Annotated in this window: 16 protein-coding genes; all 16 read left to right on the top strand. The window is 64.8% G+C overall.

The window, feature by feature from the left end; all coding sequences use genetic code 11:
* Positions 1-23 precede the first annotated feature (23 nt).
* The 16 genes from Pcatena_RS04240 (at position 24) to Pcatena_RS04165 (ending at position 15,717) form a co-directional block, all read left to right on the top strand.
* Positions 24-935 (top strand): glycine--tRNA ligase subunit alpha, encoded by a 912-nt coding sequence (locus tag Pcatena_RS04240; protein WP_126421920.1) that lies wholly within the window; start codon positions 24-26, stop codon positions 933-935.
* Complete coding sequence (gene glyS, locus Pcatena_RS04235) at positions 936-3,032, top strand: glycine--tRNA ligase subunit beta (protein WP_126421918.1); 2,097 nt, start codon at positions 936-938, stop codon at positions 3,030-3,032.
* A gap of 59 nt (positions 3,033-3,091) precedes the next feature.
* Positions 3,092-3,928 carry a kinase/pyrophosphorylase gene (locus Pcatena_RS04230; protein ID WP_126421916.1) on the top strand — a complete coding sequence of 279 codons (837 nt, stop codon included), beginning with the start codon at positions 3,092-3,094 and terminating at the stop codon, positions 3,926-3,928.
* 3 nt (positions 3,929-3,931) lie between these two features.
* Entirely contained in the window at positions 3,932-4,987 is a 1,056-nt protein-coding gene (locus Pcatena_RS04225) for a deoxyguanosinetriphosphate triphosphohydrolase (RefSeq protein ID WP_126421914.1), read from the top strand.
* Between the two features lie 132 nt (positions 4,988-5,119).
* Positions 5,120-5,464: a 50S ribosomal protein L19 gene (gene rplS / locus Pcatena_RS04220; RefSeq protein ID WP_126421912.1), complete on the top strand. Its 345-nt coding sequence runs from the start codon at positions 5,120-5,122 to the stop codon at positions 5,462-5,464.
* Between the two features lie 74 nt (positions 5,465-5,538).
* Entirely contained in the window at positions 5,539-6,327 is a 789-nt protein-coding gene (locus Pcatena_RS04215) for a ribonuclease HII (RefSeq protein WP_126421910.1), read from the top strand.
* 92 nt (positions 6,328-6,419) lie between these two features.
* A complete protein-coding gene (locus Pcatena_RS04210) occupies positions 6,420-6,842 on the top strand; it encodes a YraN family protein (RefSeq protein WP_126421908.1) in 423 nt (140 codons plus the stop codon).
* A complete protein-coding gene (locus Pcatena_RS04205; RefSeq protein WP_126421906.1) occupies positions 6,842-8,359 on the top strand; it encodes a YifB family Mg chelatase-like AAA ATPase in 1,518 nt (505 codons plus the stop codon). Before Pcatena_RS04210 ends, Pcatena_RS04205 begins: the two co-directional genes overlap by 1 nt.
* On the top strand, positions 8,346-9,272 hold the full coding sequence (locus Pcatena_RS04200) for a DNA-processing protein DprA (RefSeq protein ID WP_126421903.1): 927 nt from the start codon (positions 8,346-8,348) through the stop codon (positions 9,270-9,272). Before Pcatena_RS04205 ends, Pcatena_RS04200 begins: the two co-directional genes overlap by 14 nt.
* Before the next feature lie 25 nt (positions 9,273-9,297).
* On the top strand, positions 9,298-10,623 hold the full coding sequence (trmFO, locus tag Pcatena_RS04195; protein ID WP_126421901.1) for a methylenetetrahydrofolate--tRNA-(uracil(54)-C(5))-methyltransferase (FADH(2)-oxidizing) TrmFO: 1,326 nt from the start codon (positions 9,298-9,300) through the stop codon (positions 10,621-10,623).
* Positions 10,607-11,545 carry a tyrosine recombinase XerC gene (locus Pcatena_RS04190; protein ID WP_126421899.1) on the top strand — a complete coding sequence of 313 codons (939 nt, stop codon included), beginning with the start codon at positions 10,607-10,609 and terminating at the stop codon, positions 11,543-11,545. Before trmFO ends, Pcatena_RS04190 begins: the two co-directional genes overlap by 17 nt.
* Before the next feature lie 202 nt (positions 11,546-11,747).
* Complete coding sequence (gene rpsB / locus Pcatena_RS04185; protein ID WP_126421897.1) at positions 11,748-12,503, top strand: 30S ribosomal protein S2; 756 nt, start codon at positions 11,748-11,750, stop codon at positions 12,501-12,503.
* Between the two features lie 115 nt (positions 12,504-12,618).
* Positions 12,619-13,491, top strand: a complete 873-nt coding sequence (gene tsf, locus Pcatena_RS04180) for a translation elongation factor Ts (protein WP_126421895.1) — start codon at positions 12,619-12,621, stop codon at positions 13,489-13,491.
* A gap of 149 nt (positions 13,492-13,640) precedes the next feature.
* Positions 13,641-14,369 (top strand): UMP kinase, encoded by a 729-nt coding sequence (gene pyrH, locus Pcatena_RS04175; RefSeq protein WP_126421892.1) that lies wholly within the window; start codon positions 13,641-13,643, stop codon positions 14,367-14,369.
* Positions 14,369-14,914 (top strand): ribosome recycling factor, encoded by a 546-nt coding sequence (gene frr, locus Pcatena_RS04170; protein ID WP_126421890.1) that lies wholly within the window; start codon positions 14,369-14,371, stop codon positions 14,912-14,914. Before pyrH ends, frr begins: the two co-directional genes overlap by 1 nt.
* A gap of 17 nt (positions 14,915-14,931) precedes the next feature.
* Positions 14,932-15,717 carry an isoprenyl transferase gene (locus tag Pcatena_RS04165; protein WP_126421888.1) on the top strand — a complete coding sequence of 262 codons (786 nt, stop codon included), beginning with the start codon at positions 14,932-14,934 and terminating at the stop codon, positions 15,715-15,717.
* The last annotated feature ends 23 nt before the right edge of the window (positions 15,718-15,740 follow it).

Below are 15,740 nucleotides of genomic sequence, written 5' to 3'. Positions count from 1 at the left end.
TGCGGCAGGAAGGTAGGAGAGGCATGAAGGAAAACGCCCTCACGTTCCAAGACATGATTCTTGCCCTCGAGCACTACTGGGCAGATAAGGGCTGCACGGTCATGCAGCCCTATGACTCCGAGGTTGGCGCCGGAACCTTCCACACGGCAACGACCCTGCGCAGCCTGGGTCCCAACGCCTGGCGTACGTGCTACCCGCAGCCGTGTCGCCGCCCCGCGGACGGCCGCTACGGCGAGAACCCCAACCGCATGCAGCACTACTACCAGTTCCAGGTCATCCTGAAGCCCTGCCCCGTGGACTCCCAGGACCTCTACCTCGGCTCGCTCAAGGCCATCGGCCTCGACCCGGCCGAGCATGACGTCCGCTTCGTCGAGGACGACTGGGAGAGCCCCACGCTGGGCGCCTGGGGCCTTGGCTGGGAGGTCTGGATGGACGGCATGGAGGTCACGCAGTACACGTACTTCCAGCAGGTTGGCGGCATCGAGGTCGATCCCGTCCCGGTGGAGATCACGTACGGCCTCGAGCGCATCGCCATGTACGCGCAGGGTGTCGACTCGGTCTACGACCTCGTGTGGTCCTACCTGCCCGACGGCACTCCCATGACCTACGGCGACGTCTTCCATGAGAACGAGGTGGAGTTCTCCACGTACAACTTCGAGGTTGCCGACGTCGACATGATGCGTCGCAAGTTCGACGAGTACGAGGCAGAGTGCCACTCCTGCCTCGAGCGCAAGCTTCCTCTTCCGGCCTATGACTGCGTCATGAAGTGCAGCCACGCGTTCAACATCCTCGATGCCCGCGGTGCGATCTCTGCCACGGAGCGAGCCAACTACATCCTGCGCGTCCGCGCCGTTGCCAAGGCCTGCTGCGAGAGCTACCTCGCGGAGGTCGCCGGCAAGAAGGACACGTATTCCACGAAGGGCGAGGTGGCCTAAATGGCACAGACGAAGGATTTCCTGCTCGAGATCGGGTGCGAGGAGATGCCCTCCGCCCCTCTCATCAACGCGTCCAAGCAGCTCCCCAAGCTCGTCGAGAAGGCGCTCGACGCGGCCGGCCTCTCCCATGGTGGCATTCGAGTCATCTCCTCGCCCCGCCGTCTGGCAGCCATCGTCTCCGACGTGGCAACCGAGACCGAGGCGGTGCATGAGGTCATGCGCGGGCCCAAGACCCAGATCGCCTTCGACGCCGAGGGCAACCCGACCAAGGCCGCCCAGGGCTTCGCGCGCAAGTTCGGCGTCGATGCCTCCGAGCTCGAGCGTCGTGTTGACACCGATGGCAACGAGTACGTCTTTGCCGAGAAGAACGTGCCCTCCGCCCCCGCCGTGCCCATCCTGTCTGAGCTCGGCCACGACGTGATCGCCTCCATCGAGTGGCCCAACTACCGCTCCCAGCGCTGGGGCTCTGAGCACGAGACCTTCGTGCGCCCCATTCGCTGGATCTGCGCGCTGCTCGGCGGCGAGGTCGTGCCCGTGGAGTATGCCGACGTCAGGAGCGGCAACACCACGCGCGGCCACCGCGTCCTCGCTCCGGGCGAGCACGTGGTCGCAGAGCCCTCCGCCTACGAGAAGGTCCTCGAGGACGCCTACGTGCTGTCCTCCGAGCGCCGCGAGCAGGTCATCCGCGAGGGCATCGCCAAGATCGAGGCCGAGCGCCCTGGCTCGCACGTCGACACCCCCAAGCGCACGTTCGACGAGGTCGTGAACCTCTGCGAGTGGCCCACCGTCCTCGTGGGCACCTTCGACGAGGAGTTCCTCAAGGTGCCGCAGGAGATCATCTGCGAGTCCATGCTCTCCAACCAGCGCTACTTCCCGATCTTTGATGGGGCCGGCAAGCTCACCCGCGAGTTCGTTATCGTCTCCAACGCAGATCCTAAGGTCTCCGAGACGGTCGTCTCGGGCAACGAGCGTGTCGTTCGCCCGCGTCTCGACGACGCCAAGTTCTTCTACGAGGAGGACCTCAAGGTCTCGCTCGACACGTTCCGCGAGCGCCTCGCGAACGTCAAGTTCCAGCAGAAGCTCGGCAACGTCCTGCAGAAGTCCGAGCGCATCGAGAGCCTCGCGCTCGCCATCACGCACGAGGCCCGCATCGGCGCCAAGCTCGCCGCGGCGAGTGCGCGCGCCGCGCACCTGTGCAAGGCAGACCTCGTCTCGAGCGCCGTCGTAGAGTTCACGAACCAGCAGGGCGTCATGGGAGGCTACTACGCGCTTGCCGCCGGCGAGGGCGAGGACGTCGCCGAGGGCATCCGCGACCACTATCGTCCGCGCTTTGCCGGAGACGAGCTGCCCGAGGGCACGTGCGGCTGCGTCGTCGCCGTCGCCGACAAGCTCGACACCATCGCCGGCATGTTCGCCATCGGCGAGCCGCCCACCGGCTCCAAGGACCCCTACGCGCTGCGTCGCGCGGCCATCGGCGTCGTGACGATCCTGCGCGACCGCCTGCACGTTGGCTACGAGCCGCTCGTGGCAGCCGCCCTCGAGTCCCTTGCGGACCAGGGCATCGAGTTCGACGCCGGCAAGGTCGCCGAGGACGTGAACGCGTTCATCCTGGGCCGCATGCAGCAGATGGCCCGCGAGGACGGCATCTCCGCAGACACGGTCAGCGCCGTGAGCGCCGGTTCCGTCACCGCTCCCGACGACTTCTTCGCCCTCGCGCACGCGCTCGAGGGCGCCCGCGCCAACGACCCCGAGACGTTCGAGAACCTCGCCGTGGCCTATGCCCGCGCCGCGCACCTCGCCGACGCCTCGCTGGGCACCGAGCTCGACGAGTCGCTCATGGGCGACGCCGAGAAGGCGCTCTCCCAGGCCGTCCGCGCCTCTCGCGCATCCATCTCCGAGGCCCTCGAGGCCAAGAGGCTCGATGACGTCATCGGCCAGCTCGCGTCTCTCCGCGAGCCCATCGACGCCTTCTTTGCCGACGTCATGGTCATGGACGAGGACGTGGCGCTTCGCGAGAACAGGCTCCGTCTGCTCAACAACCTCGTCGAGGTGTTCTCGGGCATCGCGAACGTGGGCGAGCTCGCGCGCAAGAAGTAGGGTATAAGGAAGCCAACAAGTGATGCGCGGCCACGTGGCCGCCGCGGTTGGAGGGTCTCATGAAGGTTACCTACGATCAGCTCGGCGAGGGTCGCTCCGAGGACTCGGCCATCGTCTACGTCGTCTCAGACTCGCTCGGAGACTCCGCGAACAACGTCGTGCTGTCGGCTGCCGCGCAGTTCTCCGACGGCGCGGTTCGCGTCGTGCGCCTGTCGCAGATCAAGAGCGCCGAGGAGGTCTCCGAGTACTTTGACGAGCACGAGGAGGACTTCGTCTCCACGGCGGTCTTCCATTCCATCGTCGACCCCGCGCTTCGCAAGCGGGTGCGCAGCGACCTCAACAACCGCGGCATCCTGTCCGTAGACATTCTTGGTCCCGTTGTGCAGCTTCTCGCCGGCCTCACGGGCGAGAAGCCCAAGAACCAGGCGCGCGCCCACCACATGGTGGACAAGCGCTACCTGCGTCGCGTGTCCTCCATGGATTTCTTCGTCGAGCACGATGACGGCAAGAATCCCCAGGACCTCGTGAAGGCGGACGTGGTCCTCGTGGGACTCTCGGGCTCTGCGAAGACGCCGCTTGCCATGTACCTGTCGTTCCTCGGCTACAACGTGGCGAGCGTCTCGCTCGATCCTGGCTGCGACATTCCCGGGGAGCTCGCCCAGGTCGACAAGGGACGCCTGTTTGGACTCGAGAACTCCACGGGCGTGCTTGCCAGCGCGAGCATCCGCGTAAAGGATGCCGAGGGCTTGGCCAGCGAGGAGGTCGCCAACGCCGAGAGCGCGGTGGCCCATGCCTCACGGGTCATGGACGAGCTTGGGTGCACGCGCCTGTTCAGCGACGAGAAGACGGTCGAGGAGCTCTCCGCCGACGTCATCTCGCAGGTCGAGCGCGCGTAACGCATGGGTACGGGCCTTTCCATACTCACAAGGGCAGACGTCGAGCGGCGGGAGCACGAGTTGCTCTCGCCGCTCGCGGCGTTCTCGGATGCCTCCGTCGGCCGGCTCGTGCCTGAGCAGGCCGATGCGCTTCGCACATGCTACCAGCGCGACCGGGACCGCATCGTCCACTGCAAGGCCTTCAGGCGCCTCTCGCACAAGACGCAGGTGTTTCTCGCTCCCGAGGGGGACCACTACCGCACGAGGCTCACGCACACGCTTGAGGTTGCGCAGATTGCCCGCAGCGTGGCCGCCCCGCTTCGCCTGAACGAGGACCTCACCGAGGCCATCGCCCTCGGGCACGATTTGGGACACACGCCCTTTGGGCACACGGGGGAGGGAGCGCTCTCCCGTGCCATCGCCCGTTGGAGGGGCCTGGATCCGGATGGAGACGAGGGAAGGCGGCTGTTTCGCCACAACGAGCAGTCCGCCCGCGTGGTGGACCTTCTCGAGAAGGACGGACGCGGCCTCAATCTCTCTCGCGAGGTGGTTGACGGAATCGTGTGCCACACGGGCTCGCAGCGTGCCGCCACGCTCGAGGGGCGCATCGTCGCCGTCGCAGACCGAGTTGCCTACGTCACGCATGACATTCAGGACGCCGAGCGTGCCGGGATAATCTGCGAGGCAGGCCTGCCGAGCGTCGTGCTCGAGCGTCTTGGCTCATCGTCCTCCCAGCGCATCGCCACCATGGTGGCCGACCTCGTCTCCACGAGCGCACGTCGCGGCGACATCGCGATGAGCGAGCCCGTGTGGGAGGCCATGATGGAGCTCAGGTCATGGCTGTTCGAGAATGTCTACACGCAAAGCGACGCCAAGGTCGAGGAGCCCAAGGCCAACGGGCTCGTGGAGCGACTCTTCATGCACTACATCGGGCATCTTGACGAGGTTCCGGCCGAATACCGGCTGCATGACAGCGACGCCCCCGAAGTGCAGGTGGCAGACTATATCTCGGGCATGACCGACCGCTACGCCATACGGGACTACGAGCGCCTGTTCCTGCCGCGCGCATGGAGACGCTGAGGTAGCTGAGCGCGTTCGATTTAATCGTTGCGCGCTGGCATTCGCTTCGCTATACTTCTCGCTTGTGTGTAAACCCCACGTACCGCTGGCAGATCAGACGGGACCTCTGGGCAAAGAGACAAGGATTGCAGCATGGACTACATTCGCGCCATCGAGCGTCAGCAGATTCGTGAGGACATCCCCACGGTCATCCCTGGCGACCACGTCAAGGTGCACTACCGCATCAAGGAGGGTGACCGCGAGCGCATCCAGGTGTTCGAGGGTGACGTCATCCGCATGAGCGGTGGCTCTTCTCGTGAGACCTTCACCGTCCGCAAGATCTCCTTTGGCGTCGGCGTGGAGCGCACGTTCCCGCTTCACTCGCCCAAGATCGCCAAGCTCGAGGTCGTCCGTCACGGTGACGTCCGTCGCGCCAAGCTCTTCTACCTGCGCGATCGCGTGGGCAAGGCTGCTCGCATTCGCGAGAAGCGCGACTAGCCCCAAGGCAGTTGCGATTGTCGGGAGCCGTTCCGCATTTGCGGGGCGGCTCTTTTCTGTGAGGGGAGAAGGGTATGGCTGGCAACACCCATCCGGCCACCGCCGCGGAGATCTCCGCGACGCTTGCCGAGGCAACCGAGTCAGAGCTCGAGGCGCTGCTCGAGCGTTATGCCGACGATCCGCGCGCCCAGGTCAGGCGCGCCTGCGGCGTTGCCACGAGGCGCGTCGCGAGGCAGAGGGCCGAGCGAGAGCGAGTCGAGGGGATGTACGCGCTCATGCGCGAGATGGGCGGCGATGGCATCGTCTTGGGCCTTGACGAGGTCGGGCGAGGCTCCGTTGCGGGGCCCGTCACGGTCTGCGCCGTGGCGCTGCCAGACGACCCCAAGGTGTGGGGCGTCAATGACTCCAAGCAGCTCTCTGCCCAACGCAGAGGCGAGCTTGCCGTCAAGATCCGCCAGGTTGCCCAGGCCGTCGGCATCTGCCACGTTCCCCCTGCAAGAATCGACGAGGTGGGCATGGCTCGCGCCCTTCGCGAGGCAATGCTTGGCGCCATTGCGGACACGGGCGTTGAGCCTGACGCCGTTCTCATCGATGGTAACCCGCTCCACATACACCCCAAGGAGCGCACGCTCGTGAAGGGCGATGCCAGGGTAGCCTGCATTGCCGCCGCAAGCATCGTGGCGAAGGTCACTCGTGACGAAATGATGGTGGAGTATGACGAGCAGTTCCCCGGATATCACCTCGCCAGCTCCAAGGGCTATGCATCGCCCGAGCATATCGAGGCAATTCGAGAGAGGGGGCTCACGCCCATCCATCGCGTGAGCTTCTGCCAAAACTTTCTCGAGACGGAGCGGCTCTTCTAGCTGCGCTGTCAGGTTTGCGTTTGACGGGACCCGGATTTGCGTTGGGCCCTTCTGGCACGCTCCCCTTACGTACCTGCGTCGAAGGGAGCACCATGGAAGCGCTCGACTACCGCCACAAGCCCGTCTGTGAGCTGACGCCTCACGAGGTGGGAAGGCTTGGAGAGGACATTGCGGCCTCGTTTCTTGAGATGAGGGGCTATGAGATCCTCGACAGGAACTGGCGCAGCTCGCAGGGAGAGGCGGACATCGTCTGTAGGGATGGTGCCGAGCACGTCCTCGTCGAGGTCAAGTCCAGGGCCTTGCCGCCGGACTACGAGCTTGCGGTCTATCCCGAGGTGGCCGTCGACGCCGAGAAGCTCGCTCGCTACGCTAACATGCGGCTGGCTTACCAGGCGAGGTTCGAGGTGCCGCCAAGCGTTCGGCTCGACGTCATTGCCGTCACGCTCGAGGAGCGCGAGGAACGTAAGGCCCACGTCCATTATCTGCGCGGCATCAGCCTCCAAGAGGTGTGCTGATGGGCTGCCTCACCATTCACGCGGCAACGCTCAGGGGCGTCGAGGCCGCTCATGTCACCGTTGAGGTGGCCCTGACCGGCGGGCTTCCCAACATCACGATCGTCGGCAAGCCGTCTGCCTCCGTGCTCGAGTCAAGGAACCGAATCCGCTGCGCGCTCTCGCAATGCGGGTTCGAGGTCCCACGTATGGGCGTCACGGTCAATCTCGCCCCGAGTGACATGAAGAAGACGGGTACCGGTCTCGACCTTCCGATGGCCATCGCGATCCTGGCGGCCACAGGCCAGATTCCAACCAACGACCTGGACCGGTGCCTGTTCGTGGGAGAACTTGGGCTCGGAGGGATGGTGAGCGGTGTCTCCGGCGGCATTGCCTATGCTCTCCTGGCTCGAGGGCTTGGCCTTGCGCTTGTGGGGCCACGTGACTTCATACTCTCCTCAGTTGGGGCGTCAACGGGGGAGGACACGCTCATCCTCGACAATCTCTCGCAGCTCAAGCGAGGGGTACCAAGTCTGACGGCGTCCGAAGGCTACGCTACTCGCTGCGACAACGTGGATGCTTCGGCGCTCGACTATGCCGACGTGGTCGATCAGGAGCAAGCGAAACGAGCCCTCGTGATTGCGGCGGCGGGAGGCCATGGTGCGCTTATGACGGGACCTCCCGGGGCGGGTAAGACCATGCTCGCCAAGCGGCTGCCCACGATACTGCCTCCCCTAGAGGAGGACGAGGCTCTGGAGGCCATGCTGGTGCACTCCGTCTGCGCGCTTCCCGTGGACGACATCGTCTTGGGGCGCAGGCCCTTTAGGGCGCCCCATCATGCCATATCCCTGGCGGGCCTCGTCGGAGGCGGCAACCCCGTGACGCCTGGCGAGGCGTCACTGGCACATGGTGGCGTCCTGTTTCTCGATGAGCTCCCAGAGTTCTCGCCCTCCGTGCTGCAGTCGCTGCGTCAGCCGATGGAGGACGGAGAGATTCGCCTCGTCCGCGCCGATGGCACCTACTCGTTTCCCAGCAGGTTCCAGCTTCTGGCTGCCGCAAACCCCTGCCCCTGCGGTCACTTTGGCGACCGAGGGCACGTGTGTCGCTGCTCGCCGTCCCAGATCGCTCGCTATCAGTCGAGGGTCGGAGGCGCCCTTATGGATCGCATCGACGTGTTCGTTGACGTCACGAGGCCATCCGCCTCGGATGTCATCAAGGGTACGAGGGGTCTTAGCTCGTCCGAGATGCGCGCGCAGGTCATGAGAGGGCGAGAGTTCGCGTCCTGGAGAAGGTCGCGGCAACACATGGAGCTAGACGGCACCATCGAGGGGTGCTCGCTGTCTGGTAAGGCTCAGTCCCTGCTCGAGCTTATGGCTGAGCGACTGTCGCTTGGAGGCAGGGCGATTGCGAGGACCGCACGCGTGGCGCGCACGATTGCCGACCTCGTCGAGCGAGAGAGCGTGGAGGCAGACGACATTGCGGAGGCATGCGCGTATAGAAGCCGCTACGCCTTGGAGGGCGATGCACATGGCAGCTCATAGCGAGTACCGCTCAATCATAGAGGGACTGCAGCGCTGGGAGATCGCGCCGAATGACCCCTCCTATCCGCCGGCCTTGCTCGACCTTGGCCATGAGGCGCCCGTGCTCCGTGGCTACGGGGACCCCTCGGTCCTCAGCGGCGAGTGCATCTCGATCGTTGGCGCCAGGAAGGCCACGCCTTACGGAAGAACATGCGCCAAGATGGCCGGACGCGCCGCCGCTGAGTGCGGGATCACCGTGGTCTCCGGAGGCGCCATCGGCTGCGACCAGTGCGCGGGCACGGCCGCTCTCGACGCCGGGGGAAGGACGGTCGTCATTCCGGGGTGTGGCGCGGACTGCGTCTACCCATCCTCAAGCGACGAGCTGTTTGCCAGAGCTGTCCGCGGGGGAGGGTGCGTCGTCTCCCTTGAGCATTGGGGCGCGCCCCCGGCTCGCTATACATTCGTGAGGAGGAACAAGGCCATAGCAGCGCTTTCCACGGTCCTCGTGGTCTGCGAGGCCGCAAGGCCCTCGGGAACGTTTCACACCGCCACGACGGCGGCGGAGCTTGGGCGAAGGGTCTATGCCGTTCCCGGTTCGATCTTCTCGGCAAACTCTCGGGGAACGAACTGGCTCATCGAGTCAGGCGCGTCCATCGTGACTGACGAGGAGTCCCTCGAGGGGCTCATCTCGCTTGACTACGGCAGGCTTAGAACTCAGGTTGAGTCACATGACCTTCCAAGGGGAGCCTTGCTCGATGCCCTCGTGGCCTCTCCCATGAGGGCAGACGAGATATCCGTGCTTCTCGGCCTGGGTCTTCCCCAGACGCTTGCCGTCCTTGCGGAGCAGGAGGCGCTCGGGCTTGTGTGCCGACTTCCCGACTCTCGATTTGCGCCCACAGAGCTAGCTCTGCTGGGGCACAATGTATCGGCATAGATTCACTGGCTTTGACGGGAGATTCATGGGCGATTTCGAGACGGTAACGGTTGTTGGCGCTGGTCTTGCGGGATGCGAGTGCGCGCTTCAGCTCGCCAAGCGTGGTGTGCGCGTGAGGCTCGTCGAGCAAAGGCCGCTCAAGAGCTCGCCGGCCCACCATACCGACGGCATGGCCGAGCTCGTCTGCTCCAACTCGCTCAAGTCCACGAGACGCGACTCTGCCGCTGGTCTGCTCAAGGCGGAGCTCGAGCTTATGGGCTCCGAGCTCCTCGAGTGCGCCAAACGGGCCTCGGTGCCGGCCGGCGGTGCGCTTGCGGTCGACCGCGAGCGTTTCTCCGAACTCGTGGGGAAGCGCATTGCCTCCGAGCCGCTCATTGAGGTGGTGCGCGAGGAGGTCACGAGCATTCCGGAGGGAAGGTCCGTAATCGCCGCCGGCCCGCTGTGCTCGGATGCCCTCGCGTCCTCGCTCGCAAGCCTCATCGGCGCGGAGTCGCTCTCCTTCTTTGATGCTGCCGCACCCATCGTGGACGCCGAGACGATCGACCGCTCTATTGTGTTCTCGCAGTCTCGCTACGAGGAGCAGGGGGTTGGCGACTACCTCAACTGTCCCATGGACAAGTCCGAGTACGAGACGTTCATGGAGGCCCTACTGGGAGCCGACAGGGTCGTTGCCCGCGAGTTCGAGCAGAAGGACCTGTTCTGCGCGTGTCAGCCCGTGGAGGAGGTTGCCCGCACCGGCATGGACGCCGCCCGCTATGGCGCCATGAAGCCCGTTGGCCTTACGGACCCAAGGACGGGGCGCAGGCCCTGGGCGGTGGTCCAGCTCAGGCCCGAGAATGCTGAGTGCACGGCGTACAACCTCGTTGGCTTCCAGACGAACCTCACCTGGCCCGAGCAGAAGCGCGTCTTTCGTCTCATTCCGGGCCTCGAGAACGCGGAGTTCTTCCGCTATGGCGTCATGCATCGCAACTCCTTCGTGGATGCCCCGCGCGTCCTTGACGACACGTTCGCCATTCCGGGAACCAAGACGAGGCTCGCGGGTCAGATCTGCGGCACCGAGGGCTATACGGAGGCCATAGCCTCCGGACTGCTTGCCGCCCTCAACACCTTCGCTGACGTCTCGGGAGTTGCCCACGCGAGCCTTCCGCGCACGGGTGCGCTGGGCTCTCTGGTCGCATACGCCACGAGCCCGGCCACCTCTCCCTACCAGCCGATGCACGTCAACTTTGGCATCGTCCCGCCGCTGGAGAGTCCAAGGCTCAAGAAGCGCGAGCGCTACGCGCGCTATGCCGACCGTGCCCTGCAAGACCTCACGGCCTACGTCTCCTCCCGCGATGACCTGTTCGGCTAGTGAGCTGCGCTGCGTCTCGCAGGACGAGTTCGAGCGCATGGCGGGGGAGTACCTGTCCTACCTGCGCGATGTCCGCAACCTGTCACCGAACACCACGAGAGCCTACGAGACGGATCTTGCGGCATACCTCGAGTGGACGAGGAGAGAGGGAATAGACCCTCTCCACGTCACGCATGCCGAGCTCAGGAGCTGGTTGGCCGAGCTCAATGACGCCGGATACGCCACGACCACCCAGAACCGCCATCTCTCCGCCGTTCGCTGTCTCTACAAGTGGCTTGTGAGCAGGGAGCTCACGCAGGAGGATGCCGCAGCGGCCGTGGCAAGCCCCAAACTCTCCAAGCGCCTGCCGTGCGTGCTTGCGGACTCGGACGTGGAGCGTCTCATCCAGTCATGTTCTTCCGATTGCGCCGGCGTCAGAGACCGTGCGCTCATCGAGCTGCTCTATGCGAGCGGGGCGCGCATCTCCGAGGTCTCGGCACTTGACGTGCGAGACGTCGACGTCTTGCAGCGACAGGTCCGTCTCTTTGGCAAGGGCGCAAAGGAGCGCATCGTGCCGCTCTACGACAGCGCCGTGAGGGCTATCGAGCGCTACGTCCGCAACGCGCGGCCGACGTTTGCCCGCGCGTCCAAGACTCAATCCAACGCCCTGTTTCTCTCCTCGAGGGGGCAGAGGATGAGCGCGGCCGCACTTCGCACGAGGTTCGAGCGCCTCGTCGAGGTGGCAGGCCTCGACCCCTCGCTGACTCCACACGCCATGCGCCACACGTTCGCGACGCAGCTGCTCGATGGCGGCGCGGACCTCAGGAGCGTGCAGGAGCTTCTCGGACACGAAAGCCTCTCGACCACCCAGATCTACACGCACCTGTCCGTCGGTCGGCTCAAGGCGGCGGCACTGCAGGCTCATCCGCGGTCTGGGAACTGAGCGTGCGAAGCGCTTGTGTGCTCTGCTTGAAGCGTGGCAAGTGCCATCTTGCGCCCAATGTAGAGCGCTGCTAAACTATCCAACCGCTGTGCAATCGCCAGCATGAAAACACACGCGTCGCGACCAAACGGCCACGGTGCCCGCCTGTGCGGGTGGCCCGATGGGATGACCGGCGCGGAGGCCAACCAAGAAAGGTAGCACCATGGCAGTCAAGATCAACCTTAACACCCTGCTCGAGGCCGGTTGCCACTACGGCCACCAGACCCGCCGCTGGAACCCCAAGATGAAGCCCTACATCTTCGGCGAGCGCAACGGCATCTACATCCTCGACCTCAAGCAGACGATCCTCGACGCTGACCGCGCCTACACGTTCCTCAAGGAGACGGCCGCCAAGGGTGGCAAGATTCTGTTCGTCGGCACCAAGAAGCAGGCCCAGGAGCCTGTCGCCACGCAGGCCCAGCGCTGCGGCATGCCCTACATCAACCAGCGCTGGCTCGGCGGCGTGCTCACCAACTTCGTCACCATGCGCTCCCGCATCGACCGCATGGAGGAGCTCGAGGCCATGGTCGAGGACGGCCGCATGGCTGCCCGCGGCAAGAAGGAGCAGGCTGTCCTGACCAAGGAGCTCGAGAAGCTCCAGCGCAACCTCGGTGGCGTCCGCGAGATGCGCCAGCTTCCCGCCGCCCTGTTCGTCATCGACTCCAAGCGCGAGGAACTCGCCATCCGCGAGGCCAACCGCCTGCACATCCCGGTCGTCGCCCTGCTCGACACCAACTCTGACCCGGACGTCGTTGACTACGGCATCCCTGCCAACGACGACGCCATCCGCTCCGTCGCCCTCATGACCGAGCTCGTCGCCGACGCCGTGCTCGCTGGCACCGGCAAGGAGCAGATCACGGCCGAGGAGATGGCCGCTGGCGAGACCACCCCTGCCGTCGAGGCGCCCGCTGCCGAGTAGCCGCAAGGCCGCGTAGCAGCAAAACTGGATCTATGGGCGCCGTCCTTCTTGGGCGGCGTCCGCATGTAAAGCGAAACCATGCGCGATAGCGCATAGAAACGAGAGAGAGGCACTCATGGCTCAGATCACCGCCGCGCTCGTCAAGCAGCTCCGCGAGATGACCGACTCCCCGATGATGGAGTGCAAGAAGGCGCTCGTCGAGGCTGACGGCGACATCGAGAAGGCCGTCGACGTCCTTCGCAAGATGGGCATGGCCAAGGCCGTCAAGAAGGCCGGCCGTGAGACGAACGAGGGCACCGTCGCCGCGTACGTCTCCGAGTGTGGCAAGGTCGCCGCGCTCGTCGAGGTCACCTGCGAGACCGACTTTGTCGGCGGCAACCCCAAGTTCACCGGCTTCGCCAAGAACGTCGCCGCCGTCGTCGCCAAGGCAAACCCGGCCGACGTGGACGCCCTCAAGGCCGCCGAGTTCTCCACGAACGAGACCGTTGACGCCGCCCTCACCGAGATGATCCACACCATGGGCGAGAACATGAAGATCGCCCGCTTCGCCCGTCGCGAGGTCGAGAACGGTGCCTTCGGCTCCTACGTCCACGCCAACGGCAAGCTCGGCACCATCGTCGAGTTCACGTTCTCCAAGCCCGAGACCGCCCAGGCCGAGTCCTTCAAGACGTTCGCCCACGACGTCGCCATGCAGGCCGCTGCCGCCGGCGCCATCTCCGCCCGTCGCGAGGACGTCCCGGCCGAGATCGTCGAGCACGAGATGAGCATCTACAAGGCCCAGGCCGCTGAGTCCGGCAAGCCCGAGGCCATCCAGGTCAAGATCGCCGAGGGTCGCCTCAACAAGTTCTACGGCGAGTCCGTCCTCTCCGAGCAGGCCTTCATCAAGGATGGCAACATCACCATCCGCCAGTACGCCGAGAAGGTAGGCAAGGAGCTCGGCGACACCATCGAGGTCATTGCCTTTGATCGCTTCACCTTCGGCGAGTAGCCCTTTTGGCATAAGCATGGCGCACGGGCCCGGCATCCATGGCGATGTCGGGCCCGTTCTTATGCGCGTACCGTTCAAATCGGCGTCACGCGGCGCCGCTCTGCTAGTATCTTTACGAATAGGCTAACCAAGAGGAAGGGAAGTATCCCTTGACGGACTATAAGTACAAGCGCGTGCTGCTCAAGCTCTCCGGTGAGGCCCTCATGGGGGAGGGCGGCTACGGCATCGACCCCAAGGTCGTCGATCATCTTGCCAAGGAGATCAAGGTCATCCACGACGACGGCATCGAGGTCGGCGTCGTCGTTGGCGGCGGCAACATCTTCCGTGGCGTCGCCGGTGCAGCCGGCGGCATGGACCGCGCGCAGGCAGACTACATGGGCATGCTTGCCACCGTCATGAACGCGCTTGCCCTCCAGGACGGCTTCGAGCGCAACGGCATGACGGCCCGCGTCATGAGCGCTATCAAGATGGACGAGGTCGCCGAGCCCTACATCCGTCGTCGTGCCATCAAGCACCTCGAGAAGGGCTACATCGCCATCTTCGCCGCCGGTTCCGGCAACCCCTACTTCACGACTGACACCGCGGCAGCGCTCCGTGCCTGCGAGATCGACGCCGACTGCCTCATGAAGGCCACGAAGGTTGACGGCATCTACGATGCGGACCCGATGAAGAATCCGGACGCCAAGCGCTTCGACACCATCACGTACCGCGAGGTCCTCACGCGCGACCTCAAGGTCATGGATGCCACTGCCACGGCCCTGTGCTCTGACAACAACATGTCCATGATCGTTTTCAACATCGACCAGCCGCACGTCTTCGCAGACGCGCTCAAGGGACTGCCGGTTGGCACCACCGTCGTTGGGGAGGAGACCCACTAATGAGCGAGATCACCGATACCGCCCGTGACCGCATGGAGAAGTGCCTCGAGGCGCTCAAGACCAACTTTGGCAAGGTTCGCACGGGCCGTGCCAACCCGCACGTCCTCGACTCCATCATGGTCGACTACTACGGTCAGTCAACGCCCGTGACGCAGCTCGCCGGCGTCAAGGTTCCCGAGGCGAGCATGCTCGTCGTCGAGCCCTGGGACAAGACCAGCCTCAATGCCATCGAGAAGGCAATCTCGCAGTCTGACCTCGGCATCACCCCGTCCAACGATGGTCAGGTCATCCGCCTGCCGTTCCCCAAGCCCACCGGTGAGCGTCGCAAGGAGCTCGCCAAGGAGTGCCGCACCCTCGCCGAGGAGGCCCGCGTCGCCGTGCGTAACGTCCGTCGCGAGGCCAATGGCAAGCTCGAGCGTGACGAGGAGCTCTCCGAGGACGACGTGCGCCGCGAGCAGACCAAGGTCCAGAAGCTCACCGACGAGTTCATCAAGAAGATTGACGAGGCGACCAAGGCCAAAGAGGCCGAGGTCATGGAGATCTAGAACAGCGGGTGTATTGCGTGCAGCGTGATGAACAAGAGCTGATCAAGTACTTCGCGGAGCCTGTCGAGGACGTGCGCCTAGAGGACATCGACCTCGACAGGCTCCCAAGCCACATTTCCGTCATCATGGACGGCAACGGCCGCTGGGCCACTCGCCAGGGAATGGAGCGCGGCCAGGGTCACATCGCGGGCATCTCGAGCCTGAGGGAGACCATCACCGCGTGCGTGCGCCTCGGCATAAACGTGCTGAGCGCCTATGCATTCTCCACGGAGAACTGGAAGCGTCCCCAGCACGAGGTCGACCTGCTGATGCACCTCTTTGCGACCACGCTCGTGAAGGAGCTGCCGCTGTTTCACCAGGAGAACGTTCGTCTCGAGTTTCTCGGCGACATCGAGGCCCTACCCCAGAAGACCCGTGAGGTCTTCGAAGAGGGCCTGTCCGAGACGGCCGGTCACACGGGCATGACGCTCGCGCTCGCGGTGAACTATGGGGCGCGGGCCGAGCTTGCCCGTGCCGCACGCCTCATCTCTCAGGAGGTTGCCGCGGGTACGCTCGCTGCGGACGAGATTGACCAGGACTGCGTCGCCAGGCACCTCTACACGGCAGACTTGCCAGACCCAGAGCTGCTCATCCGCACGTCTGGCGAGCTGCGCCTCTCCAACTACCTGCTCTGGCAGCTCGCGTACAGCGAGTTCTACATCACCGACACGCTCTGGCCTGACTTCGATCGCTGGGAGCTTCTCAGGGCCATCCGCTCGTTCCAGACGCGTGACCGTCGCTTCGGTGGGGTGAGCGCCAAGTGAGTCACCCCAGGCACGAGGGCGCT

The organism is Parolsenella catena, from assembly GCF_003966955.1.
GTDB classification, from domain to species: domain Bacteria; phylum Actinomycetota; class Coriobacteriia; order Coriobacteriales; family Atopobiaceae; genus Parolsenella; species Parolsenella catena.
This window is presented reverse-complemented; position numbering and strand designations above follow the sequence as displayed.

What these genes read in the sequence shown, in the direction of transcription:
- Pcatena_RS04240 (WP_126421920.1), top strand. Translation starts at nt 24, where the DNA reads ATGAAGGAAAACGCCCTCACGTTCCAAGACATGATTCTTGCCCTCGAG.
- glyS (WP_126421918.1), top strand. Translation starts at nt 936, where the DNA reads ATGGCACAGACGAAGGATTTCCTGCTCGAGATCGGGTGCGAGGAGATG.
- Pcatena_RS04230 (WP_126421916.1), top strand. Translation starts at nt 3,092, where the DNA reads ATGAAGGTTACCTACGATCAGCTCGGCGAGGGTCGCTCCGAGGACTCG.
- Pcatena_RS04225 (WP_126421914.1), top strand. Translation starts at nt 3,932, where the DNA reads ATGGGTACGGGCCTTTCCATACTCACAAGGGCAGACGTCGAGCGGCGG.
- rplS (WP_126421912.1), top strand. Translation starts at nt 5,120, where the DNA reads ATGGACTACATTCGCGCCATCGAGCGTCAGCAGATTCGTGAGGACATC.
- Pcatena_RS04215 (WP_126421910.1), top strand. Translation starts at nt 5,539, where the DNA reads ATGGCTGGCAACACCCATCCGGCCACCGCCGCGGAGATCTCCGCGACG.
- Pcatena_RS04210 (WP_126421908.1), top strand. Translation starts at nt 6,420, where the DNA reads ATGGAAGCGCTCGACTACCGCCACAAGCCCGTCTGTGAGCTGACGCCT.
- Pcatena_RS04205 (WP_126421906.1), top strand. Translation starts at nt 6,842, where the DNA reads ATGGGCTGCCTCACCATTCACGCGGCAACGCTCAGGGGCGTCGAGGCC.
- Pcatena_RS04200 (WP_126421903.1), top strand. Translation starts at nt 8,346, where the DNA reads ATGGCAGCTCATAGCGAGTACCGCTCAATCATAGAGGGACTGCAGCGC.
- trmFO (WP_126421901.1), top strand. Translation starts at nt 9,298, where the DNA reads ATGGGCGATTTCGAGACGGTAACGGTTGTTGGCGCTGGTCTTGCGGGA.
- Pcatena_RS04190 (WP_126421899.1), top strand. Translation starts at nt 10,607, where the DNA reads ATGACCTGTTCGGCTAGTGAGCTGCGCTGCGTCTCGCAGGACGAGTTC.
- rpsB (WP_126421897.1), top strand. Translation starts at nt 11,748, where the DNA reads ATGGCAGTCAAGATCAACCTTAACACCCTGCTCGAGGCCGGTTGCCAC.
- tsf (WP_126421895.1), top strand. Translation starts at nt 12,619, where the DNA reads ATGGCTCAGATCACCGCCGCGCTCGTCAAGCAGCTCCGCGAGATGACC.
- frr (WP_126421890.1), top strand. Translation starts at nt 14,369, where the DNA reads ATGAGCGAGATCACCGATACCGCCCGTGACCGCATGGAGAAGTGCCTC.